The following is a 22,016-nucleotide window of genomic DNA, read 5'->3' as shown; positions in this document are numbered from 1 at the left end:
AGCAAACGTTTCCATAAGGGGGTTTCTATGACGGTTACCATCAAGGATGTGGCCAAGAGAGCAGGCGTCTCCCCTTCAACGGTCTCCCGGGTTTTGTCGGGCCATCCGAGAATCAGCGCGGAAACCTCACGCAAGGTCAAGATTATAATGGAAGAAATGGGCTATCACCCGAACATCATGGCCAAGAGTCTCGTTTCAAGGACGACGAACAGCATCTGCATCATTCTGCCGAAGCCAGCCGAAGAATTGTTCTCCAATCTGTTCTTTATGGAATTGATTCGCGGGATTGTCACACAGGCAAGCCGCTCGGGCTACGATGTTCTGATCAGCTCCGGCGCAACGGAGAAGGAAGAACTGGAAGCGGTCTCACGGCTGCTGAAGGGCCGGCGCGTCGACGGCGCGATCCTGCTCTACTCGCGCAAAGGCGACGCCGTGATCGATTTTCTCAAGGAAGAGGGCTACCCCTTTGTTCTGGTGGGGCGCAGCGACAAGTATGACGATATCCTGTCCGTCGATACCGACAACCGGATGGCGGCTTACGATGCCACAAGTCACCTTATCTCCATGGGGCATAAACGAATCGGCTTCGTCAGCGGGCCTCCGAACCTGATCGTCTCCCGGGACCGGCTGGAAGGCTACCGGGCAGCTATGGAGGATAACGGCCTGGAACTGAAATCCGAATGGATTGTGGAAGGCGAGTTTCTGCAGGAAAGCGGCTACCGGGCCATGTCATTCTTCATGAATTTGCCGAGCCGTCCCACAGCGCTGGTTGTTGTGGACGACATCGTTTCCTTCGGAGTTCTCCGGGGGCTCAGCGAGCTGAATTACTCGGTTCCCGCGGATCTGGCGCTGGTCAGCTTTAACAACATTCCGCTGTCAGAGCTGTCTACTCCGCCGATCAGCAGCATCGATATCGGAATTTACCAGCTGGGCTACACCGCTTCCCAAATCCTGATTCAGACGATTCAGAAGCAGGTTAACGAGCCGGGCGGCACGAAGCGGCATATTATTCCTCATCGTTTGATTGTTCGAGAATCCTCCATGTATTCACCCGGCGGAAAATGACGCCGAGAACATGTAAATAAATGAAGCGCCGCAAGCTTCATTTGTTTTTTTACATTTAGTACAAACGTTTGCACAAAATCGCCGAATTGGCGCCACTGCTGTTAAGGAGGGTTAATATGAAAGAAGTCAAAGCCTGCCTGTTCGATCTCGACGGCGTGCTGGTCGACACGGCCAAGTATCATTACATCGCCTGGAAAGAGCTGGCGGAACGCCTCGGTTTCGAGTTCACCGAGAAGGATAACGAGCGGCTGAAAGGCGTCAGCCGGACCGCCTCGCTGAACATCCTGCTGGAAATCGGAGGACTTACGCTGGACGAGGATGAAAAAACCAAGCTGGCCGAGAGCAAGAATAACCGCTACGTCGAATACATTTCGAAGATGGACAGCTCCGAGATCCTTCCCGGGGCGCTGGACTTCCTGAAGGAATGCCGCAGTCAGGGAATATTGGTCGCCCTCGGCTCCGCCAGCAAGAACGCGATGACGATTCTGGACAATACCGGGCTCACTCCTTATTTTGACGCGATTATCGACGGCACCAAAACGTCCGCCGCCAAGCCCGATCCGGAAGTCTTCCTGCTCGGAGCCGAAGCGCTCGGGGTCTCTCCCGCCGAATGCGTCGTCTTCGAAGACGCCGAGGCCGGAATCGAGGCCGCGATCCGCGGGGGCATGGCCAGCGTCGGTATTGGTTCATCGGAGACGCTTGGAGCCGCGAACCTTGTCATACCGTCCCTGCAGGAGATGAACGTCGCACGGCTTAAGGAAGCTTTTGCCGCCGTTTAAATGAAAGGCCTGTCTATTTCAGATTATTGTTAATCAAAGGAGACGATTCGCAATGAAACGGTATTTAAAAGTCGATGAATGGTCCATTATTGAAGAATCATTCGATCCCCAGACCCAGGAGATTTCCGAAAGCGTATTCAGTTTGGGCAACGGCTATTTGGGCGGGCGCGCCAATTTCGAAGAACGGTACACCGGGCCCAGCCTTCAAGGCAGCTATATGGCCGGCGTGTATTATCCCGACAAGACCCGGGTCGGCTGGTGGAAGAACGGCTATCCCGAGTATTTTGCCAAAGTATTGAACAGCACCAACTGGATTGGCATCGACATCGATATTGACGGCGCTCCGCTGGATCTCGCGTCTTGCACCGTATCGGAATTCCGGCGGGTACTGAACATGAAGGAAGGCACGCTGTCCCGAAGCTTCACCGCCGCCCTAGAGGGCGGCAAGGAACTCAAGGTGGAGAGCATCCGCATCGTCAGCATGGCCCGGCGGGAGATTGGAGCGATCCGCTATTCGGTGACTCCGCTCAATTTTGCAGGAACAATTACGGTAACCCCCTACCTGGACGGGGACATCAAGAACAAGGATTCCAACTATGATGAGAAGTTCTGGAATGAGGTGGAAAAGGATAGTTTTCCCGGCGGGGGCTATCTGACCCTGAAGACGAAGAAGCTCGATTTTCATGTGACCACCGCCATGGCGTATGATATTGTCGTTGCCGGAGAGAAGCTGGAAGCCGAGGCCGAGCCAGTTCTGCGCGACAAGTATGTGGCGAATATCGTTCAGGTTCCGGTGCACCAGGGCGAGCAGGTCGTCGTCTACAAATACGCCGCAAGCGTGACTTCGCGCAACTACGGTCTGGGCCAGCTCGTGGAGGCGGCGCAGAGTGCTCTCCAGTCGGCAAGGGAGGCCGGTTTTGTAGCCCTGCTAACGGAGCAGGCGGATGCCTGGAAGGACAAATGGAAAGAAAGCGACATCATTATTGAAGGCGACCCTTCGGCCCAGCAGGCGATCCGCTTCAATATTTTTCAGCTGAACCAGACCTATACCGGCGAGGATGACCGGCTGAATATCGGACCCAAGGGCTTCACCGGTGAAAAATACGGCGGCAGCACCTACTGGGACACGGAGGCGTACTGCGTTCCTTTTTACCTCAGCACCGCGGATGCCTCCATTGCCCGCAATCTGCTGATTTACCGTTATAAGCATCTGGAGAAGGCCAAGGAGAATGCCCGTAAGCTCGGCTTTGCCAAAGGCGCGCTGTATCCGATGGTGACGATGAACGGCGAGGAATGCCATAACGAGTGGGAGATCACTTTTGAGGAAATCCACCGCAACGGAGCGATCGCTTATGCCATCTACAACTATGTGAACTACACCGGCGACAAGTCCTATCTCGGACAATACGGCCTGGAGGTGCTGGCTGAAATCTCCCGTTTCTGGGAAGAGCGCGTGCACTATGTCCCGCATAAAAACAAATACGTCATGCTCGGCGTTACCGGACCGAACGAGTACGAGAATAATGTGAACAACAACTGGTACACGAACCGGATCGCCGCCTGGACGCTGGAGTATACTCTCGAAGCCCTCGCCTATTTGCGGGACAATGAAGAAACGCGCTATGCCGAGCTGGTCGACAAGCTGGATCTGCTGGAGAGCGAGACGGAGAAGTGGCAGGATATCATCGACAAAATGTATTACCCGGCTGACGAGGAACGAGGCATTTTCCTGCAGCAGGACGGCTTCCTCGACAAGCAGATCATTCCGGTCAGGGAGCTTGGCCAAGAACATCTGCCGCTGAATCAGAAATGGTCCTGGGACCGCATTCTGCGCTCCTGCTATATCAAGCAGGCCGACGTGCTGCAAGGGCTGTATTTCCTGAACGACCGTTACGACCTGGAGACAAAAAAACGGAACTTCGACTTCTATGAGCCGATCACCGTTCACGAGTCCTCCCTCTCTCCGTGCATCCATTCGATTCTCGCCTGCGAGCTGGGATACAAGGAGAAGGCCTACGAGATGTACCTGCGCACTTCAAGGCTCGATCTGGACAATTACAACAACGACACCGAGGACGGCTGCCATACCACCAGTATGGCGGGTACCTGGATGTCGATCGTTCACGGCTTCGGCGGACTGCGTGTCCAGGATGGCCGCCTGATTCTGAAACCGTTCAACCCGGGCCACTGGAAGTCGTATTCGTTCAAAATCATGTTCCGTGGTTCCCGGCTTAAGGTAACTGTCACCGACCAAGCCGTTACGGTCACCAACGAAACCGAAGCCCCGGCTTCCATCCGGATTTACGATAAGGAGTATACGGTGAACGGACTTGGCGAAGTGACTGCGCAAGGGATACCTGTAATCATTCAAGAAGAAACGGCTTCGTCGTCCTTTTAGGGACGGCACCGTTTCTCGTAGAAATATAAGACAAAATAATAAGCGCTCAGCTTATTATTTCTTATATTTTAAAAAAAACAGCTTCCACCGCCCGGCCTTTTGCCGGGCGGTTTTCTTCTGTCCGCGTAATGAGGTGATGGGGCAAGCGCAGCTTCTGTATCTGCGATATACTGGTGTGGATGAACCAGGGGATACTGTCCCAAGGGAGCACGGAAGAACAGGACCGGGGCAGCGCTGAATGGTAGGATAAATGCAAAGGAGATGGCGAGCGATGGAATGGCTGAACCGCATGAGGGACGCTTTGGACTATATGGAAGGGCATATGACGCAACCGGTGAATATGGATGAGATCGCCAAAGCGGCCTGCTCTTCGCCCTTCCACTTTCAGCGGATGTTCAATCTGCTGACCGGAGTGACCGTAGCCGAGTACATCCGCAAGCGGCGGCTGACGCTGGCCGCGCAGGAGCTGGCGATGACGCCGGTCCGGGTGCTGGACGTTGCGCTCAAATACGGCTACGACTCGCCGGAGGCATTTGCCAAGGCATTCCGCAAGGCGCACGGCATTACGCCCTCGGCGGCGCGCGAGCCGGGGACCGTTCTGAAGGCTTTTCCCCGCCTCTCCTTCCACTTGTCCTTGAAGGGAGACAAAGAAATGGATTACCGTATCGTACACAAAGAAGCGTTTACCGTGGTTGGCAAAACGATGAGGACCTCCTGCCGCGATGGAGAGAATTTGCGGAAAATCCCGCTTTTCTGGCTGGAATGCAACAAGGACGGCACCTATGACAAACTTCTTGAGTTGGGCGGCAGCGTCCATGATCTGCTCGGGATATGCGCCGATATAAATCACGAGCAGGAGACGCTCACTTATTGGATTGCCGTGGAGAGCGGCGAACCCGCCCCGGAAGGCTACTCCTCCACCGTCATTCCGGCCGCGACCTGGGCCGTCTTCACATCCGTCGGTCCCATGCCGCATGCGATTCAGAGTGTGTGGGCAAGGATCTTTCAGGAATGGTTCCCGGGCACCGGCTACGAGCATTCGGGCGGGCCTGAATTCGAGCTGTATCCGCCAGGAGACCCGGCATCGGAAGATTACCGCTGCGAGATATGGATTCCGGTTCTGAAGAAGTCTTAACCGGGGCTGATTGAGCGGATATGCACGGCAAGAACCGGCCGGGCGCTACAGTGCCCCCGGCCGGTTTGCCCTGGACAGGGCGTCCCGGAAATCATAGTAAGCCATGCAGAAGGAGTCCGTAAGCCGGCTGGAACGGATCATCGCGATGGGAGCATGGAGATGCTATAATGAACGTATACGCGATACATGCTTTAGACCTAAGGTGATCCGATTCATTGGTGAAGGAGAATTTCATGCCCAACGTCAAGATTTTTACAGACAGCACATCCGATATGCCGCAAGGCTGGAAAGAAACCTATGATATCGGCGTTATCCCGCTGTATGTCGTGTTTGAGGACACTACATACAGAGACGGCGCGGATATTACACCGGATGAGGTGTACCGGAAAGTAGCCGCTGCCGGCGCGCTGCCGAAGACGGCCGCCCCTTCGCCTGCCGACTTCATCCATGCCTTTGCGCCCGTGATCGAGAACGGCGACGATATTGTGTATCTCAGCCTTTCCTCATCGCTTTCCTCCACCTACCAGAACGCGCGGCTAGCCGCAGAGGAATTTCCTCCCGGACGCGTGCAGGTCGTGGATTCCTGCACCGTATGCGGCGGAATCGCCCTGCTCGCCGTAAAGGCGGCCAAAGCGGCTCTCGGCGGCGGCAGCTCCGGCGAAATCGTCTCCATGCTGGAGCGCGACCGGGAGCGGCTCAGCACGGAGTTCGTCATTGATACGCTGGATTATTTACATATGGGCGGCCGCTGCTCCGGCATGCAAAATTTTATCGGCAGCCTGCTCAAGATCCGACCGGTGCTTCGAATGGTCGACGGCTCCATCGTTCCCGTGAGCAAAGTCCGCGGCAAGAAGGAAAAAGCGGTCGAGCAAATGCTCTCCCATGCGCTTTCCGACATCGAACGGATGGACAAGGAGATGGTGATCGTTGCGCATACGCAGGCCGAGGAAGACGCCAGATATTTATGCGACGCGCTGGAAGGCGCAGGCGCGAAGGAAATTGCCGTTATGGAAGCGGGCTGTGTAATCGGCAGCCACTGTGGACCTCGTACCGTAGGCTTGATGTACCTTAAGAACGAACAGCCGGGATAACGCTGATTTCACGGCGACTTGATCGCTATACAGCACTTATACCTTATACCAAGAAACGGATACCGCCTATTACCTGGGGTATCCGTTTTGATTTGAGTTTTGATTTGAGTTTAGATTTGAGTCTAGATTTGAACTTCCGCCTCTTCTTTGACAAAGGGCAGCATGAACCGGAAGATGGAACCACGGCCTTCCTCGCTCTCCACAAAGATCGTTCCGCCCATAAGCTCCACCAGCTGCTTGCAGATCGCCAGCCCCAGCCCGGTGCCGCCGTATTTGCGGTTAATCATCGGATGAAGCTGGGAGAACGACTGGAACAGCAGCCCCAGCTTGTCCTCGGCGATGCCGACCCCGGTATCCCGTACGGAAAATTCCAGCAGATAGTTCGGCGATTCGGGCAGCAGAATGTTCTTGACGGACAGCGTCACGCTTCCCTTCTCGGTGAATTTCAGCGCATTGCCGACCAGATTGACGATAATCTGCCGAAGGCGGCTCGGATCGGCCTTGATCGTCTCGGGGACGCTTGTATCCGCCCACCAGCGAAGCGCCAAGCCCTTCTCCTCCGCCTTCGGAGTGAACAGATCGATGATCACGGAGAGCATCTCCCGGAGGCCGAACCGTTCGAGCTCGAGCGGCATTTTGCCGGCTTCGATTTTGCTGAAATCGAGAATGTCGTTCAAAATATTCAGCAGACTGTAGCTGCTGCTGCGCAGAATCTCCGCATACGTCCGCTGCTCTTCCCCCAGGTCACTGTCCAGCAGCAGATCGGCCATTCCGATCATGCCGTTCATCGGGGTCCGGATCTCGTGGCTGATCATGGCCAGAAACTCCGATTTCGCCCGGGAGGCCTGCTCGGCGGACTCCTTCGCCCGGCGAATTTCCCGTTCGTTCGTAATATCGGTAAAGGCGACGACCGCACCATCAATCTGGCCGCGTTCCATGATGGGAGACACTCTGTAGTTCACCCAGAAGCTGGTACCGTCCTTGCGCCAGAAAATCTCCTCATTCATGGTCCTTGAAGTCCCGTCCTCAACCGTCATAAGAATCGGGCACTCCTTCGGGCAGTAACGGGAGCCGTCAGGCCGGGTATGATGGATATGCGAGAGGCTGTGAACGCCGATGATTTCCTCGCTGGAGTACCCCAGCATGAACATCGCAGTTTTGTTGATGAAGATAATTTTCCCGTCCCTGTCGAGTCCGAAGATCCCTTCCGTAACCGAATCCAGGATCAGGCTCTGCGGGTCTTGATGCTCGTAGTCCAGCTCCGGATAGGCTACCCTTGGCGCGGTCCCGCCGCTATCCGCCACTGTCTCGGCGGTGATGTTCCGCACAATGGCAAATACGCCAACCACGTCTTCCTTATTCATAATCGGAATAAATGTCACCTCGGCGGAAGCGACGATGCCGGATCTTTGAATGAACTTCAAATGAAACGTAGTCGTATTGCCCGCACAGGCCAGCACAAAATGACGCCCGGCTTCGGTCCGGCTTCCGAACAAAAGCGCTCTGCTCCAGATGCCCCTTATTTCCTCGGGTGCAGCCAGCTGTTCAGCAGAACGGTTCGCAGCGATGGAGCGCCCTCCAAGATCCAGAACGTAGACGCAGTCCGGATGGTGCTCATACAGTGCCTTGTATATGCCCTCTTCGGCAATTAACCGCTTTAATATGGCTAGTTTATCCCTATGCACAGTCTACTTCCTCTCTAAACGAACTGAATGCCTTCCTCAGAAAGCATTGCGACGGGCAATTTGCCATGAAACCGCTTTGCATTGCTGTGATAGAAATCCAATATATAAGCACCGCCGGCCGATCCGGCAGGCGAAGATAGTCTACTGGTGTAGATCCGAGCAGAAGTTAAGCTTATTATAGCAAAAATTTTCAAAGGTTTAACGGGATTTTTTGTTAACTTTCGTGCTTTGGGAGGCTCATATTTGCACACAACTCTCCATATACATGTTAAGAACGGTCTGCCGCTGACAGGATGGACAGCTGGAAAGGAGATGGGTACATGCCCAGCGACGAGATACAGGCGCTTGAGAAGGCTATAGCCGAGATTACGGAAATCGCCTCCGGCTTTGGCCTGGATTTCTATCCGATGCGCTACGAGATTTGCCCTGCCGATATTATCTATACCTTCGGAGCTTACGGGATGCCGACGCGTTTTGGCCACTGGAGCTTCGGCAAGACGTTTCACAAGATGAAGTCCCAATATGATTTCGGGCTGAGCAAAATATACGAATTGGTCATCAACTCCAATCCGTGCTACGCCTTTCTTCTCGACGGCAACTCGCTGGTCCAGAACAAGCTGATCGTCGCTCATGTGCTCGCGCACTGCGACTTCTTCAAGAACAATGTCCGCTTCTCCAAGTCGAACCGGAACATGGTGGAGAGCATGTCGGCCACAGCCGACCGGATCGGCGAGTATTCGATCAAGTACGGGACGGACACGGTCGAGAGCTTCATCGACGCCGTTCTGTCCATCCAGGAGCATGTCGACCCGAGCCTGATCCAGCAGGGCAGGCTCGGCAATAGCCAGATCGCCAAAGGGCGGCTGAAAGGACGCCGGGAAACGGCGCAGGGTCTTGCCGATGCCAACCCTTACAACGATCTTTGGGGGCTCGATGACGCCACAGGGGGCTCCCGGCAGCCCGCGTCTGGACATAAGCCGTTCCCTGCGGAGCCCGAAAAGGACTTGGTCTGGTTCATTCAACAGTATTCCGCCAGTCTGGAGGATTGGCAGCGCGACATTATGACGATGCTGCATGACGAAATGCTCTACTTCTGGCCGCAGATGGAGACGAAGATCATGAACGAGGGCTGGGCTTCCTACTGGCATCAACGCATCATGCGGGAGCTGGACCTGACGCCGGAGGAGACGATCGAGTACGCCAAGCTCAATTCCGCGGTGGTGCAGCCCTCCCGCCAGAGCCTGAACCCGTATTATCTGGGACTGAAGATTCTCGAAGATATCGAGCGCCGCTGGGACCGGGACAAAATCTTCGAAGTCCGGGAGCTCGACTCGGATATCTCCTTCATCCGCAGCTATCTGACCAAAGAATTGGTCGAGGAGCTCGATTTGTACGTCTTCGAGAAGAAAGGCCCGGAATGGAAGATCACCGACAAGGCCTGGGAAAATGTCAGGGACCAGCTGGTGCAGGCCCGCATCAACGGCGGCGCCCCCTATCTCGTCGTACAGGACGGCAACTTCGAGCGCAACGGCGAGCTGTACATCATCCACCGCTATGAAGGCATCGAGCTGGATCTGAAGTATCTGGAACGCACGCTGCCTCATATTCACACGCTGTGGGGCAAGACCGTCCATCTGGAGACCGTCGTTGAAGACAAGAAGGCATGCTTCTCCTATGACGGCAAAAAGGTGCTGCGGAAGTTCGTCTAAAGCCTCGGCCGAGAGTGTTGCTGATTAGGTAAAGACGGCGCCGGATAGCGCCATATTCGAAAGCAGGCCCGGGGACCGACCGTCCCCGGGCCTTGCTGTATTTGAAGCCATTGCTGTGCCGCCTACTCGCTTCCCGAATCCATGTCGACGACCTCCACATGCTCCGTCCCGGAGCTGGCTGTCGGCGACGGAGCGGCAGCCGGGCCGGCGCTTGCCCCGGGTGACGGGGTAGCTGTCGGTGCAGCCGAAGGAGCGGTCTTCGGGAACTCGACGGTAATCCGGTTGATTCGGATGGCCTTGTCTGCCCCTGAATAATCATTGGAATGAAGGGCGGTCTTCAGATTGAAGGCGTACCCGTAGACCACCTTCTTATTGTAGAAACGGAACGTGATTGCTCCGCTGCCGTTCTGCTTGTCGATCATGCGCACGCTTTTGTGGCCGATGTAATCCTCAAATTTCAGCACAAGCCAATCGGGGTCCGCCATCGCCGAAGCGGCATAATCCACCTGAACATCGACGTACGATTCCGCAGGCAGCGTGATGAACTGTCCGTCTGTAATGATCGACTCGCTTCCGTCCGCAAGCGGGATTTCCTTGTCTTTGGTGATAACGATTCGCTGATCTTCCGCCGACGATTTGTCGATGTAATTTCTATACGTGAGGATCTTCTTTTTCAGATCGCTGTCCGACAGGGATGTCCTCTCGTACTTGCCGCTGAACAGCTCCCCGTTCTCCGAGGTCAGGCTGTACAGCTGCCCGCTGTTATCCACCTGATACACGGTCCCCTTCTCCGTGGAGTAAAAAACATCGCCGTTATAGTGGGAAGCGAACAGGATCGGCGAATCTTCCGTGTATTTGCGGAACACGCTCCGGCCCGTCGTATACGCATCCAGATCAGGGTCCGCATAATCCAGCAGCGAGAGCAGAATATCCTTCTGCCCGAATACGCCGTCGTTGATAATCTGGCCATTAATATCAGGTGAATACGCCGCAAAAATCCCCCAGTTCGAGCCGTAGGGCTGGTCGTTCACCCCGTGCGATTCATCGGAGACGAACAGCACCAAGGTGTCTTTGGCAAAGCTCGAATGGTCGATATAATCGATGAATCCGGACAGCGCCTCATTCAGATAAGCGACCGCCGCCGCCTTGCGGCTCGGATAGTTCTTTGCGTAATCGTCCGTCACCGCGTAGGGATGATGGGTTCCGACCGTCAGCATTGTAGCGAACCACGGCTTGCCCTTGGCGTTCAATTCGTCGATATATTTTTGCGATTGCTCGAAAAAGGCTTTGTCGTCCGGCCCCCATCCGAAGGGAACGTAGGGACTATTAAAGCTCTCCCCGCCGATTACCGTATCGAAGCCCGCCGCCGTCATGAAATCGCCCTTGGACATGTACTCCAGCACCGCCCCCTGGATAAACGCCGTGTTGTAGCCGCGGTTCTTCAGCAGCTTGGGCAGAAGCTCTTCGCGGTAGCTGGGGTCTTTTTGCAAATATTCGTAAGCCTTCGGCGTGGACGCGTCCAGCTTGGGGTAATCTCCGCTAACGAGCGAGTACATCCCTCTTATGGTCTGATTGTTATGGGTGATGTAGTTGGGAAGAATGAGGCTGTGCGCCTTGATTTTATCCAGACTCGTCAGCTTGATTTCGTTCGGGATATTCAGATATTCCTGGTTCGCTGGCGAATAGGCGCCGGGAATGCCTTCCATGACGACCATCAGAATATTCTTCTTGCCCGTGTGGTTGCCAAGCAAATATTCGCCTTCTTTCAGCTGCTGCGAGGTGTTGATCTGCCGCTCGATATCCGGAGGGTAGTCGGTCAAATCCTCGTCGTTGAAGGTCAGCAGCGCTACGGAATTGCGGATCGAGGCCGAGACGAAATTGCCGTTCTTCCAATCTCCGCTCGAGTAAACGGCGAGGGCCAGATAGAGAATCAGCAGCCCGGCGAAGGCGAGCAGACTGTACCGTTTGGTCTTTAGCTGGAGCAGCGGCAGCTTGCGCTGACAAAAAATCGACGCCAGGAGAGACGCCATCAGCAGGATGGAATAGACCGGAAAACTGACGTGAAACAGCGTGCCCGCAATAAACTCCTTGTCCGAAGCCATCGTGATATCTTTCAGATTAACGACATGGTCCAGTGCGTAAATATATTCGACATTCGCCAAATGAAAAATGCCCAGCACGAGCGCCAGAACATACGAAGCGATGAGACTGACCTTTGAAAGCGCATATAAAAAAAGCAGAATCAAAATGCCGATGCCGATATCCTTCAAGGCAGGAGCATAGAGTGAGGTAAAGTCCACGGAGATATCCTTCTGCAGATACAAGAGAATACGCCCATAGGCAAAGAAGAGCAAAAAAAGAATCGAGGGTAATAGGTAAAGACGTTTTTTCATGTTCTCGCCCCTGTCATAGTGCATTGAAATCTATTATATATGATATTGGGTTCTCCGGGGTCTGAATTTTTTCTGAGAAAAAAAGAGCTAACAAGTGCGGACCATATCCTCCGCTCCCTGGCCACAAGTCCCTATCGCACAAAAAAAGACCGCTGCCGTCAGCGGTCCCTCTAACACATCTATCGCGCATTCGCCGTATACTTTCGGCAATCTTACCGGTTCAGCAGGCTTCCCACATAACGCAGCAGCTCGTTGGCGCAGATCGGGCAGTAGCCATGCTCCTCGATCAGCCGGCGGGACACCTCGTTGATGCGCTTCAACTGGCTCTCATCCGGCGTTTTGGACGAGGTCGTGATCTTGACGATATCCTTCAGATCCGCGAACAGCTTCTTCTCGATCGCCTCTCGGAGACGGTCGTGGTTGCTGTACTCGAACTTCTTGCCTTTACGCGAATACGCGGAAATCCGGATCAGGATCTCTTCCCGGAAGGCCTTCTTCGCGTTTTCGGAGATGCCAATCTGCTCCTCGATGGAACGCATGAGCCGCTCATCCGGCTCCAGCTCCTCGTCGGTCAGCGGATCGCGGATTTTGGTCCAGTTGCAGAACGCCTCGATATTGTCGAGGTAATTCTCGAACAACGTCTTGGCCGACTCCTCGAACGAGTAGACGAACGCCTTCTGCACTTCGTTCTTGGCCAGCGTATCGTACTCCTTCCGGGCGATGGAAATGAAGTTCAAATACCGCTCCCGCTCCTCCTTCGTAATCGAAGGATGCTGATCCAGCCCGTCCTTGATCGCCCGAAGCACATCAAGAGCGTTCATGCATTCCAGATCGCCCTTGATCAGCGCGCTGGAGATGCGGTTGATGACGTACCGGGGATCGATCCCGGACATGCCTTCGTCCAAGTATTCGTTCTGCATCTCCTTCAGATCGGCTTCCTTGTAGCCTTCAACCTCTTCGCCGTCGTACATGCGCAGCTTCTTGATGAGGTCCATGCCCTGCTTCTTGCTCTCCCTCAGTCTGGTCAGGACGGAGAAAATCGCGGCGGCTCGCAGCGCGTGGGGCGCGATATGCACATGCTTCATGTCGCTCTGGGCGATCAGCTTGGCATAAATCTTCTCCTCTTCCGAGACCTTCAGATTGTAAGGCACTGGCATGACAATCATCCGCGACTGAAGCGCCTCGTTCTTTTTATTCGAAATAAACGCCTTGTACTCCGTTTCGTTCGTATGGGCGACTATCAGCTCGTCGGCGCTGATCAGCGCAAACCGCCCGGCCTTGAAATTGCCCTCCTGCGTCAGCGAAAGCAGGTTCCACAGGAACTTCTCGTCGCACTTCAGCATTTCCTGGAACTCCATCAGTCCGCGGTTGGCCTTGTTCAGCTCGCCGTCAAAGCGGTACGCCCGGGGATCGGATTCCGACCCGTACTCGGTGATGGTCGAAAAGTCGATGCTGCCCGTCAGGTCGGCGATATCCTGCGATTTCGGGTCGGACGGGCTGAATGTGCCGATGCCGACGCGCTCTTCTTCGGACAGAAGCACCCGCACGACCCTCACTTTTTCAATATCGCCGTCATACTCATTTTTCAGCCGCATCTGGCAGGAAGGGCACAGGTTGCCCTCAATGCGCACCCCGAGCTCCTTCTCAATCTCCGGACGCAGCTCACCCGGTATCAAATGCAGCGGCTCCTCGTGCATCGGGCAGCCTTCAATCGCATACACCGCCCCCTGAATTGTCCGGGAATACTGCTCCAGCCCGCGCTTAAGAAGCGTAACCAGCGTCGATTTACCGCCGCTCACCGGCCCCATCAGCAGCAGAATCCGTTTGCGTACGTCCAGCCGCCGCGCAGCCGAATGAAAATACTCCTCCACCAGCTTCTCAATGGCCCGGTCCAGTCCAAAAATCTCCTGCTCGAAAAACTTGTAGCGTTTGCGGCCGTTAATTTCCTCCACACCATGCGATTTGATCATGTCATACACACGGGAATGTGCTGTTTTGGCGGGAGTGGGATCTTTTCTTAGCAGTTCTATATATTCCTTGAAGGTTCCGCTCCATGCCAAACGCTCGTTCTCTGCCCGGTACGATGCTATACGTTCAAAAATGTCCATTGCTCGCTGCCTCCTCACCTTGCGCTCTTGTGACCCTCGCGTGATGTCCATCGGGCTTTGCCCGGTTGCCCTCGACAAATATCCGCCTGCCTGCCGCCGTCCCTTCCGACGCTTCCGCCGCCAAGAGCGGGGTCTGCATTCGAAAAGTGTAATACATACCTATGCGGGAAGCCCGAAATATTGACCTCTTTTTTGATGTGCTATAATAGAGAATCGGCTTTAACTGTGACAAAGGAGACAAACTATGGCGGTAAAGCGGGAAACAGAGCTGTATGCTCCTTTAAAAATTTTTTTTGAACAGCAAGGCTACGAAATCAAGGGCGAGGTGCGCTCCTGCGATTTGGTCGGTGTGCGGGAGGACGGTGAGCCGCCGCTGATTGTTGAGATGAAGAAGACGTTCAACCTCTCCCTGCTGCTGCAGGGGGTCGAGCGGCTGAAGCTGAGTCCGGTCGTCTATTTGGCGGTTGAGAGATGCCGGGAGAAAAAGGGCTCTGCGAGCCAGCGCTGGGGTGAACTCAGCGATCTGTGCCGCCGCCTCGGACTCGGGCTCGTCACGGTCGTCTTCTACAAGACGAAGGCGCCGCTTGTAGAGGTACTGGCGGAGCCCGCAGCGCCCGCCGGACCTGCCCGGGGCGGCGGGCGGCGCCGGGAGCGGCTGCTCTATGAGTTCCGCGAGCGCAGCGGCGACTACAACACCGGCGGCAGCGCGCGGGTGAAGCTCGTCACCGCCTACCGCGAGAAGGCGCTGCGCGTAGCCGCCGCGCTGGAAGCGGCGGAGCGCGAGGCCGCCATGGCCGCGGCCATAGGCGAGCCGCGCTCTGCCGCGGGGCCCGGCAGCGGCACGACTGCGGCGAAGCCCGGCGCCGTGCCCGGGGGCGCGGCGGCCGGGAGCGCGCCGCCGAAGGGCGTGACGCCGGCGGAGCTGCGCCGGCGCAGCGGGGTGCCGGCAGCGGCCGCCATCCTGCAGAACAACTACTACGGCTGGTTCAAGCGGGTGGCCCGCGGCCGGTACACGCTTGAGGCGGCCGGACGCGCCGCGCTGCTGGAATATGCCGCCGTATCGGTCTCCCAGTCGCTGGCGGACCGTATAAATGCCGGGGAGGATGAGCATCAATCCTCTTGACACGGCCGGCGAAGCTGTTCTGATAAATCACACCATTATATCCTTCTTCGCCCCTCGAAACTTCGACTCTAAAGACGGAAGCGATGCCGGATGCAAAAAGAGCCCATTCTCCTAGAACATTCTAGAGAATGGGCTCTTCGGTTAACATCCCGCCAGGTACGCCTATTAACTGCGGGCCGTAAATTCCGATACGGCTTCGCTCATCAAATTCATCCCAAGCAGCAGCTCATCGCGGCCGGGATGGCTGAAATTAAGCCGGATATACCGGCTTCCGCTGTCGTCAGCCGTACAGAGCGGCCCCGGCAGGAAAACGACGCCCTTGCGGAGGGCATTCTTCAGCAATATTCCTGCGTCCAGCCCCTCCGGGAGCGAAACCCACAGGAACATGCCCCCGGCGGGAAGATCATACGTGCTGTCCTTCCAGGCGGCGCGCTTGAGCAGCTCTGCCATCAGCTTCAGCCTTGTGCCGTATTCACGGTTCAGCAGCGCAATGTGCTCGCGCAAATTGAACGGGGACGCATGCAGCAGATGATACAGCAGACGCTGGTTCAGCGAGCTGGACTGCCAATCTGCCATTCCCTTGGCGGCGGCCATTACCCCGATCAGCTCACGGCTGCCCGCCGCCCAGCCCGTCCGAAGTGCAGGAGCCACCGTCTTGCTGAAAGAACCGATGTACAGCACATGCCCGTCCTCGCCCGCGTCTTCCAGCGCATATAGAGATGGGTACTTGCTTCCGCTGCGGTCCTGTCTCTTGAAATGCAGATCACCGTAGGAGTCGTCTTCCACAATAAGCACATCATGCGAAACGCACGCCTCCAGCACTTCCTTGCGGCGCTTTAGACTCCAGAGGATGCCGCTCGGATTCGTAAAGCTCGGTGCGGCGAACAGCACTTTAGGCCGGTGCCTGACAATCTTCTCTCGCAAATCCTCCGGCAATAGCCCTTCCCGGTCGCCCTGGACCGGAATAATGACCGCTCCCTGCATCCGCAGCGCCTGAAGAAATCCCGGAGAAGTCGGATTCTCCACAAGCACACGGTCCCCAGGATCGATGTATACCCGGGATAGAAGATCCACCGCCTGCTGGCTGCCTGTGGTCAGCAGAACGCCGTCCCCGGGAATATGTACTCCCTTGCCTTTCAGCCAATCATCGGCTAACCACTCCCTGAGCGGTCCGTATCCCTCGGGATCTCCGTATTGAAGCGCCTGCGCATCGGCCGAAATGACGGTAGACGCCGCTTCCGCCAGCAGAGGCAGCGGAAACAGCTCTTCCGCGGGCAGCTCTTCGGCCAGCGAAATCACGGAGCCTCTGCGCGTCTGCGTCCGGATGCTCAGCAATGGCGAAGACATCAGCGTATGCGCCCGGGCGGAAAAATCGTATTTCATGCGGCGTCCCTCCCTTCATGCTCTCATGAATGATTATTCCGGAGGAAGCCGCGTTATGACGCCCCGCCGGATGCTATGCGTACACGGGTCTGACCTGACGCGAATACAGCGCATATTTCTCGATAGCCTGCGCCCGCGTGGAAACTTCGAGTTTAACATAAATCTTGCGCAGGTAATTGTCAATGGATCGGCGGCTTACTTCAATCTCGGCCGCTATTTTATCGTAGGTGATTCCCTGGACAATCCGCTCCATAATAAATCTCTCGGTCGGGGTAAGCTTCAGCAGAACGTCTCCATCCTCGGACGCGCTGATCGGCAGGATCCCCATCTCCAGCCAGTCAAGCGGCATGGACAGAAACCCCTCCCTTAGTCCTTCGATCAGCTGCAGCAGCTGGCTTGGTGACGCTCCTTTGGAAATAATGCCGCTCGCTCCCAGCTTTAACAGCGGCAGCAGCAGCTCCCTGCCCTCCCTGTCGGTCATAACGACAAAATGAGACGCAGGAGCCTCTTTTTTCAGCCCGGGCAGTATCGTCTCGATCACCTCGTCCGGCACACAGTAGTCCAGAAGCACCAGCTCCGGCCGCTCCTCCCGAACCATTGCGGCTCCTTGCTCCCAGTCGGAGAAGGTGCCAAGCACAATCAGACTTCCCGCCTCTTCCAGTATCAATTTTGTTCCCAGCATACTTGTGGGATGACAGCCCATAATCACTACCTGCCAAACCTTCCTCATTAAAGCCCAAACCTCCTGCTATTATGTATTTTACCCAAATAAAGAGACGCGTTTCGCGTTTATGCGCATGGTGCAAACCAGAAGAAACGTCTTCGGGCGCCCTCAGTAAAGATGAGGGTTACTCCGCCTTTTTTCCTAGTCTGGATACATTTATGCATAGAATATTCTAGTGAAATTGTAACGCACTGCTTTCAAAGGATGCAATTACTTTTTTCCTGAATCTTCCTCTATTCTTTTTTGCGAAAAAGGCGCAATTCTGGTAGAATAAGGTCTCATTAATAGGTTTAGAGGTGATTTATTCATGCAGCCGTCAATGAAATCGCCGGATGCATATCCTTCACGCGCCGCGACAAGAAACGGCTCCTCCGTTAAATGGTTTCTGTTGTTCTGGCTAATCGTAATCGCCGCCGGCGGCTTTGCCGTGTACAGCTATACGAATCATTTGAAGGATCAGGTGCTTGAGCAGCTTGCCGCTCAGAACCGTCAGCAATTGGCCGCGGTGCAAGCGGATTACGAGAAGAAACTGTCGGTCCTTTCGGAAGAAGTGAATGATTTACAGGATAAAGTGCAGTCATTCAATGAACTTCTTACATTTACCAAAGATAACGCGAGCACCAAGACGGACAACAGCAACAAGCTGTACACCCAGCTGAGCGAAGTCCGCAAGCAGCTGGACGCGTTACAGAAAGAGATGGATCTGCTGAAATGATAACGCCGGTCAAAAGAGTGAACCGTTTCTTCATGCTCGTTACCGCCCCATTCATCGGCCTGCTGGTGTGCCTGGCGTTCTATAAGCCCTCGCTTACGCTGAATTTGGAAACGCAGCGGTTTGCGCCTTCAGAGGGTCCCGTTCAGTTAACGGCCGGGATCAAGGATCAGTTGGATCAGGCACGGAGCACCGCCGATTATACCATGCGCGCCGTTAGCGCCAGCGCCAAGCTGTACAGGGAGACGACTACTGCCATGAACTCGATTGTGGTTAAGGCCAAGACACAGGCGGGCCGTCCGGGGGTGATATACAACCGGCGGATTACGGCCAAGCTCGGCTTCCCGTACGAAACGATCACCAGCAGCCGGATTGCGATAGAGTTATACCGGGTCAATCCCGGGACTTATACGGGCTATGCGATGAAGATCAAGCTCAAGGACAAGAACGCGATGACGATGAGTCTCGGCAAGGGAGGCCCCGGCAGCTCGGAAACGACGCTCCAGGCGGCCAGTAGGTACGGAGCCGTCGCCGGCATCAACGCGGGGGGCTTTGCCGATCAGGACGGCAAGAGATACCCGCTCAGCACCACAATCGTGGGCGGCCGGTATTTAACGGGCTTTGAACCGAGCTATAAGGATTTAAGCTTCGTTGGACTGAACAAGGACGGGCGGCTGATCGGCGGGAAGTTCTACAGCCGGGAGCAGCTCGACAAGCTGAAGCCGGCCTTTGGCGCTTCCTTTGTGCCGGTGCTGCTGCAGAGCGGTTACAAAACGGAGATACCCGCGAAATGGGAAGTTTCCCCGAGGCGGGCGCCGCGTACCGCAATCGGCAAATACAAAGACGATCAGCTGCTGATTATTGTAACCGAGGGAGACAATGAGAACGGCAGCTCGGGAGCTACGCTGGAGGAGCTTCAGGACAAGCTGTTCAATATGGGCGTAAGCGATGCCTATAATCTGGATGGCGGGGGGTCTTCGTCGCTCGTCTTTAACGGGCGGGTTGTGAACAGGCCTTCGGACGGGGCTTTGCGGCCGGTGCCGACAAGCTTTCTATTTTTCAAATAAAAGCTTCATCAATAATGTCTATGCGGCATATCACCATAACATTTATTTTTATTTAAAGGCCGGTTATAATGAGAGTAATGACAACAACATTTCCATTTTGGAGGTGCCCGAATGTCGTTCTCCTTGACCTTTTGGATTGTCTTACTCGTATTTCTGCTGTTTCTGACCGGGATTCTAACTGCCTCGTATAATGACGACAAGACTAAGGGCCTATAAAGGCCGAGCTTCCTCCGTTTCATGGAGGGAGCTTTTTTTGTGTGAGGGAAGGCTGGGAAGGCTATTATACTTAAGCAGGAGAACGTATCCGCTGAAGAAAAAAGCGCCGCATAAATGCAGCGCCCGGCTTCCGAGCGAAGACGCTACGGCTTGAAGCGTTTCGGGAAGGTCCTCTATTTTGCTTAAGCGTGTCTTTGCAGTTGGGTCATTTCACTCAGGCATTGGCCGCAAATGTAACGTTCCTTATATTCGCTGACCTCTTCCATCGAACCGCAAAATACGCATTTTGGACGATAACGTTCCAAAATAATATGGTCGCCCTGAACCAAAATCTCAACAGGGTCCCCTTCATTCATTTGATACCTTTTACGCAGGGATTTGGGCAGAACAATTCTGCCAAGCTGATCCACCTTGCGAACTACACCAGCAGGCTTCATCTAAAAGCACACCTTTCCTATTCAACTGATTAATCAAAATGATGAAATTTCCATTACGTTGAATTATTCGATGTGAAAATGTCGAATCCTGCTGATGAAAAATAAATTTCTGTAACTTCTTCAGGTTAACCCCGGAAAGTTCAGTTGCCGAAGGGCCTCGTATACGATAATGGCCGCCGAATTCGACAAATTAAGCGATCTTACATCTCCGGTCATCGGCATGCGCATCGTCGTTTCTCTTCCGGCGCTCAGGATGCTGTCAGGCAAACCTTTCGTTTCTTTACCGAATACAAAAAAATCGCCGTCGCGAAAAGTATAATCCGTATACCGCTTGTCCGCCTTGGTTGTTGCATAAAAGAAACGCCCTTCCGGGTACTTCTCCAGCACTTCTCCAAAAGAATCGTGATATTCAATGTGAACGGCGTGCCAATAATCCAGTCCGGCCCGCTTCAGGGTAGCATCATCTGTACGAAAGCCGAGCGGACGAACCAAATGCAGATGGGTGCCGGTAGCCGCGCAGGTGCGGGAAATGTTCCCCGTGTTGGCCGGAATCTCCGGCTCTACCAGTACAATGTGAAGGGCCATAGTGCTAGTCTCCTTATCGCTGAACAATGTCTTAGTGAAGGAAATACCCCCAAGAGCAAAGGTTTGCCCTGAGGCAAGACTTCCTTTGCTTTGGGGGAACCTTGAAAAAATAGCCTATTCGCTTAGAAGACCCTCCACCGGAGGCGGAAGGTCTTCTGCTTAAGCTGCAATGATCAATTAGCCGTTAGTCTTCTGGAAGTGGCTCATGAAATCGGTCAGCGCCTTGATGCTCTCATAAGGAACAGCGTTATAAATGGAAGCGCGAAGTCCTCCTACGCTGCGGTGTCCTTTAAGACCGACGAAGCCTTCCTGCTCCGATGCCTTGATGAATTTCTTCTCCAGCTCTTCGGATTCCATGCGGAACGTCACGTTCATGATCGACCGGCTGCCCAGCTCGGCTACGCCGCGGTAGAATCCGCCGCTGCCGTCGATGGTATTGTACAGCAATCCGGCCTTGTCGCGGTTCTTCGCTTCGACGCCTGCCAGACCGCCCTGCTCTTCGATCCATTTCAGAACCTGGTTCACCATGTAGATCGAGTAGGATGGCGGCGTGTTGTAAAGAGAGTTGTTCTTGTAATGGGTGCTGTAACGCAAAATAGTCGGAATGTTGGATGGAGATTCGGCAATGAGCTCTTCTTTCGCGATCACAACGGTAACGCCCGAAGGTCCGAGATTTTTTTGCGCGCCGGCATAGATCAGTCCGAACTTGTTAACGTCAAACGCGCGGCTCAAGATATCGCTCGACATATCCGCGATCAGCGGAAGCGAACCGGTATCCGGGAACTCGCTGTACTGGGTGCCTTCAATCGTCTCATTGGAAGTAATGTGCAGGTAAGCCGCATTGTCGGCCGGTTTAATCGAACCAAGATCCGGGATCGCCAGGAATTTCTTGTCTTCGGAGGTAGCTGCAACATGCGCTCCGCCGGCGATTTTGGCTTCCTTGAACGCTTTGTCAGCCCAGCTTCCCGTCATGACATAGCTTCCCACTTTGCCTTCGGAGAGGAAATTCAACGGAATCATGGCGAACTGCGTCGTTGCGCCGCCTTGAATGAATAATACTTTATAGCCCGACGGATTGCCCAAAAGCGAAAGCAGACGTTCCTGCGCTTCGTTGTGAACGGATTCGTAAACGGCTCCGCGGTGCGACATTTCCATGATCGACATTCCGGTTTCGCGGAAATCGACGAATTCCGCCTGTGCGCGCTCCAGTACCTCAAGAGGTAAAGCCGCCGGACCGGCGTTGAAATTATAAGCTCTCTTGCTCAAAATACTCCCACCCTTTCTCTTCTTTCAATATCGTAATGATAGCAATAATCTAACATGGCAGCAAGTATAATTATTCACAAATAATACGGATGATAAGGTAAAAAATCGCTGTTTTTTCCGGCTGCCGCCGAAAAATAGGG

General features: G+C 54.7%; 17 protein-coding genes. 9 read left to right on the top strand and 8 right to left on the bottom strand.

Going from position 1 to position 22,016, the window contains the following annotated elements; translation table 11 throughout:
- Positions 1-27: 27 nt before the first annotated feature.
- The 5 genes from G5B47_RS11445 to G5B47_RS11425 all read left to right on the top strand — a co-directional run bounded on the left by G5B47_RS11445 (position 28) and on the right by G5B47_RS11425 (position 6,468).
- Complete coding sequence (locus tag G5B47_RS11445) at positions 28-1,065, top strand: LacI family DNA-binding transcriptional regulator (RefSeq protein ID WP_025334137.1); 1,038 nt, start codon at positions 28-30, stop codon at positions 1,063-1,065.
- A gap of 116 nt (positions 1,066-1,181) precedes the next feature.
- Positions 1,182-1,844 (top strand): beta-phosphoglucomutase, encoded by a 663-nt coding sequence (pgmB, locus tag G5B47_RS11440; protein WP_165097988.1) that lies wholly within the window; start codon positions 1,182-1,184, stop codon positions 1,842-1,844.
- A gap of 52 nt (positions 1,845-1,896) precedes the next feature.
- The gene (locus G5B47_RS11435) at positions 1,897-4,242 is read left to right on the top strand and encodes a glycoside hydrolase family 65 protein (RefSeq protein WP_165097986.1); all 2,346 of its coding nucleotides are present in this window, start codon (positions 1,897-1,899) and stop codon (positions 4,240-4,242) included.
- 271 nt (positions 4,243-4,513) lie between these two features.
- Positions 4,514-5,377 carry an AraC family transcriptional regulator gene (locus G5B47_RS11430; RefSeq protein ID WP_165097983.1) on the top strand — a complete coding sequence of 288 codons (864 nt, stop codon included), beginning with the start codon at positions 4,514-4,516 and terminating at the stop codon, positions 5,375-5,377.
- A 233-nt stretch (positions 5,378-5,610) separates the two neighbouring features.
- Positions 5,611-6,468: a DegV family protein gene (locus tag G5B47_RS11425; RefSeq protein ID WP_165097980.1), complete on the top strand. Its 858-nt coding sequence runs from the start codon at positions 5,611-5,613 to the stop codon at positions 6,466-6,468.
- A gap of 122 nt (positions 6,469-6,590) precedes the next feature.
- Here the strand turns inward: G5B47_RS11425 and G5B47_RS26030 are convergent, their stop codons facing one another.
- Positions 6,591-8,153 (bottom strand): ATP-binding protein, encoded by a 1,563-nt coding sequence (locus G5B47_RS26030; RefSeq protein ID WP_165097977.1) that lies wholly within the window; start codon positions 8,151-8,153, stop codon positions 6,591-6,593.
- A 320-nt stretch (positions 8,154-8,473) separates the two neighbouring features.
- On the opposite strand from G5B47_RS26030, the gene G5B47_RS11415 reads away from it, so the two are divergent.
- Positions 8,474-9,862, top strand: a complete 1,389-nt coding sequence (locus tag G5B47_RS11415) for a SpoVR family protein (RefSeq protein ID WP_165097975.1) — start codon at positions 8,474-8,476, stop codon at positions 9,860-9,862.
- Between the two features lie 122 nt (positions 9,863-9,984).
- On the opposite strand, the gene G5B47_RS11410 is transcribed toward G5B47_RS11415, so the two are convergent.
- Positions 9,985-12,255, bottom strand: a complete 2,271-nt coding sequence (locus G5B47_RS11410) for an LTA synthase family protein (RefSeq protein ID WP_165097973.1) — start codon at positions 12,253-12,255, stop codon at positions 9,985-9,987.
- A 212-nt stretch (positions 12,256-12,467) separates the two neighbouring features.
- A complete protein-coding gene (locus G5B47_RS11405) occupies positions 12,468-14,363 on the bottom strand; it encodes a PrkA family serine protein kinase (protein WP_165097970.1) in 1,896 nt (631 codons plus the stop codon).
- A gap of 244 nt (positions 14,364-14,607) precedes the next feature.
- Between G5B47_RS11405 and G5B47_RS11400 the strand changes: the two genes are divergently transcribed.
- Positions 14,608-15,486 (top strand): DUF2161 family putative PD-(D/E)XK-type phosphodiesterase, encoded by an 879-nt coding sequence (locus tag G5B47_RS11400; RefSeq protein ID WP_165097968.1) that lies wholly within the window; start codon positions 14,608-14,610, stop codon positions 15,484-15,486.
- Between the two features lie 165 nt (positions 15,487-15,651).
- Here G5B47_RS11400 and G5B47_RS11395 read toward each other — a convergent pair whose 3' ends face one another.
- Both G5B47_RS11395 and G5B47_RS11390 read right to left on the bottom strand, forming a co-directional pair.
- On the bottom strand, positions 15,652-16,869 hold the full coding sequence (locus tag G5B47_RS11395; RefSeq protein WP_165097966.1) for an aminotransferase-like domain-containing protein: 1,218 nt from the start codon (positions 16,867-16,869) through the stop codon (positions 15,652-15,654).
- 73 nt (positions 16,870-16,942) lie between these two features.
- Complete coding sequence (locus G5B47_RS11390; RefSeq protein ID WP_165097964.1) at positions 16,943-17,599, bottom strand: LuxR C-terminal-related transcriptional regulator; 657 nt, start codon at positions 17,597-17,599, stop codon at positions 16,943-16,945.
- 301 nt (positions 17,600-17,900) lie between these two features.
- Between G5B47_RS11390 and G5B47_RS11385 the strand changes: the two genes are divergently transcribed.
- Both G5B47_RS11385 and G5B47_RS11380 read left to right on the top strand, forming a co-directional pair.
- Positions 17,901-18,308 (top strand): hypothetical protein, encoded by a 408-nt coding sequence (locus tag G5B47_RS11385; RefSeq protein ID WP_165097961.1) that lies wholly within the window; start codon positions 17,901-17,903, stop codon positions 18,306-18,308.
- A complete protein-coding gene (locus G5B47_RS11380) occupies positions 18,305-19,372 on the top strand; it encodes a phosphodiester glycosidase family protein (protein WP_165097959.1) in 1,068 nt (355 codons plus the stop codon). Before G5B47_RS11385 ends, G5B47_RS11380 begins: the two co-directional genes overlap by 4 nt.
- Before the next feature lie 398 nt (positions 19,373-19,770).
- On the opposite strand, the gene G5B47_RS11375 is transcribed toward G5B47_RS11380, so the two are convergent.
- The 3 genes from G5B47_RS11375 to serC form a co-directional block, all read right to left on the bottom strand.
- Complete coding sequence (locus G5B47_RS11375) at positions 19,771-20,025, bottom strand: AbrB/MazE/SpoVT family DNA-binding domain-containing protein (RefSeq protein ID WP_124694710.1); 255 nt, start codon at positions 20,023-20,025, stop codon at positions 19,771-19,773.
- Between the two features lie 120 nt (positions 20,026-20,145).
- On the bottom strand, positions 20,146-20,610 hold the full coding sequence (trmL, locus tag G5B47_RS11370; RefSeq protein WP_165097956.1) for a tRNA (uridine(34)/cytosine(34)/5-carboxymethylaminomethyluridine(34)-2'-O)-methyltransferase TrmL: 465 nt from the start codon (positions 20,608-20,610) through the stop codon (positions 20,146-20,148).
- Positions 20,611-20,787: 177 nt separating this feature from the next.
- On the bottom strand, positions 20,788-21,879 hold the full coding sequence (serC, locus tag G5B47_RS11365; protein WP_328804521.1) for a 3-phosphoserine/phosphohydroxythreonine transaminase: 1,092 nt from the start codon (positions 21,877-21,879) through the stop codon (positions 20,788-20,790).
- Between the last annotated feature and the right edge of the window lie 137 nt (positions 21,880-22,016).

The sequence above is a fragment of the Paenibacillus apii genome, from assembly GCF_011043685.1.
In the GTDB taxonomy this organism is placed as follows: Bacteria; Bacillota; Bacilli; order Paenibacillales; family Paenibacillaceae; genus Paenibacillus_AQ; species Paenibacillus_AQ sabinae.
Note: the sequence above shows the minus strand (reverse complement) of the source record. Positions and strands in the feature narration are given on the sequence as shown.

Excerpts from the sequence above, each read along its gene's own strand:
- G5B47_RS11445 (WP_025334137.1), top strand. The coding sequence starts at position 28 with ATGACGGTTACCATCAAGGATGTGGCCAAGAGAGCAGGCGTCTCCCCT.
- pgmB (WP_165097988.1), top strand. The coding sequence starts at position 1,182 with ATGAAAGAAGTCAAAGCCTGCCTGTTCGATCTCGACGGCGTGCTGGTC.
- G5B47_RS11435 (WP_165097986.1), top strand. The coding sequence starts at position 1,897 with ATGAAACGGTATTTAAAAGTCGATGAATGGTCCATTATTGAAGAATCA.
- G5B47_RS11430 (WP_165097983.1), top strand. The coding sequence starts at position 4,514 with ATGGAATGGCTGAACCGCATGAGGGACGCTTTGGACTATATGGAAGGG.
- G5B47_RS11425 (WP_165097980.1), top strand. The coding sequence starts at position 5,611 with ATGCCCAACGTCAAGATTTTTACAGACAGCACATCCGATATGCCGCAA.
- G5B47_RS11415 (WP_165097975.1), top strand. The coding sequence starts at position 8,474 with ATGCCCAGCGACGAGATACAGGCGCTTGAGAAGGCTATAGCCGAGATT.
- G5B47_RS11410 (WP_165097973.1), bottom strand. The coding sequence starts at position 12,255 with ATGAAAAAACGTCTTTACCTATTACCCTCGATTCTTTTTTTGCTCTTC.
- G5B47_RS11405 (WP_165097970.1), bottom strand. The coding sequence starts at position 14,363 with ATGGACATTTTTGAACGTATAGCATCGTACCGGGCAGAGAACGAGCGT.
- G5B47_RS11400 (WP_165097968.1), top strand. The coding sequence starts at position 14,608 with ATGGCGGTAAAGCGGGAAACAGAGCTGTATGCTCCTTTAAAAATTTTT.
- G5B47_RS11395 (WP_165097966.1), bottom strand. The coding sequence starts at position 16,869 with ATGAAATACGATTTTTCCGCCCGGGCGCATACGCTGATGTCTTCGCCA.
- G5B47_RS11390 (WP_165097964.1), bottom strand. The coding sequence starts at position 17,599 with ATGAGGAAGGTTTGGCAGGTAGTGATTATGGGCTGTCATCCCACAAGT.
- G5B47_RS11385 (WP_165097961.1), top strand. The coding sequence starts at position 17,901 with ATGCAGCCGTCAATGAAATCGCCGGATGCATATCCTTCACGCGCCGCG.
- G5B47_RS11380 (WP_165097959.1), top strand. The coding sequence starts at position 18,305 with ATGATAACGCCGGTCAAAAGAGTGAACCGTTTCTTCATGCTCGTTACC.
- G5B47_RS11375 (WP_124694710.1), bottom strand. The coding sequence starts at position 20,025 with ATGAAGCCTGCTGGTGTAGTTCGCAAGGTGGATCAGCTTGGCAGAATT.
- trmL (WP_165097956.1), bottom strand. The coding sequence starts at position 20,610 with ATGGCCCTTCACATTGTACTGGTAGAGCCGGAGATTCCGGCCAACACG.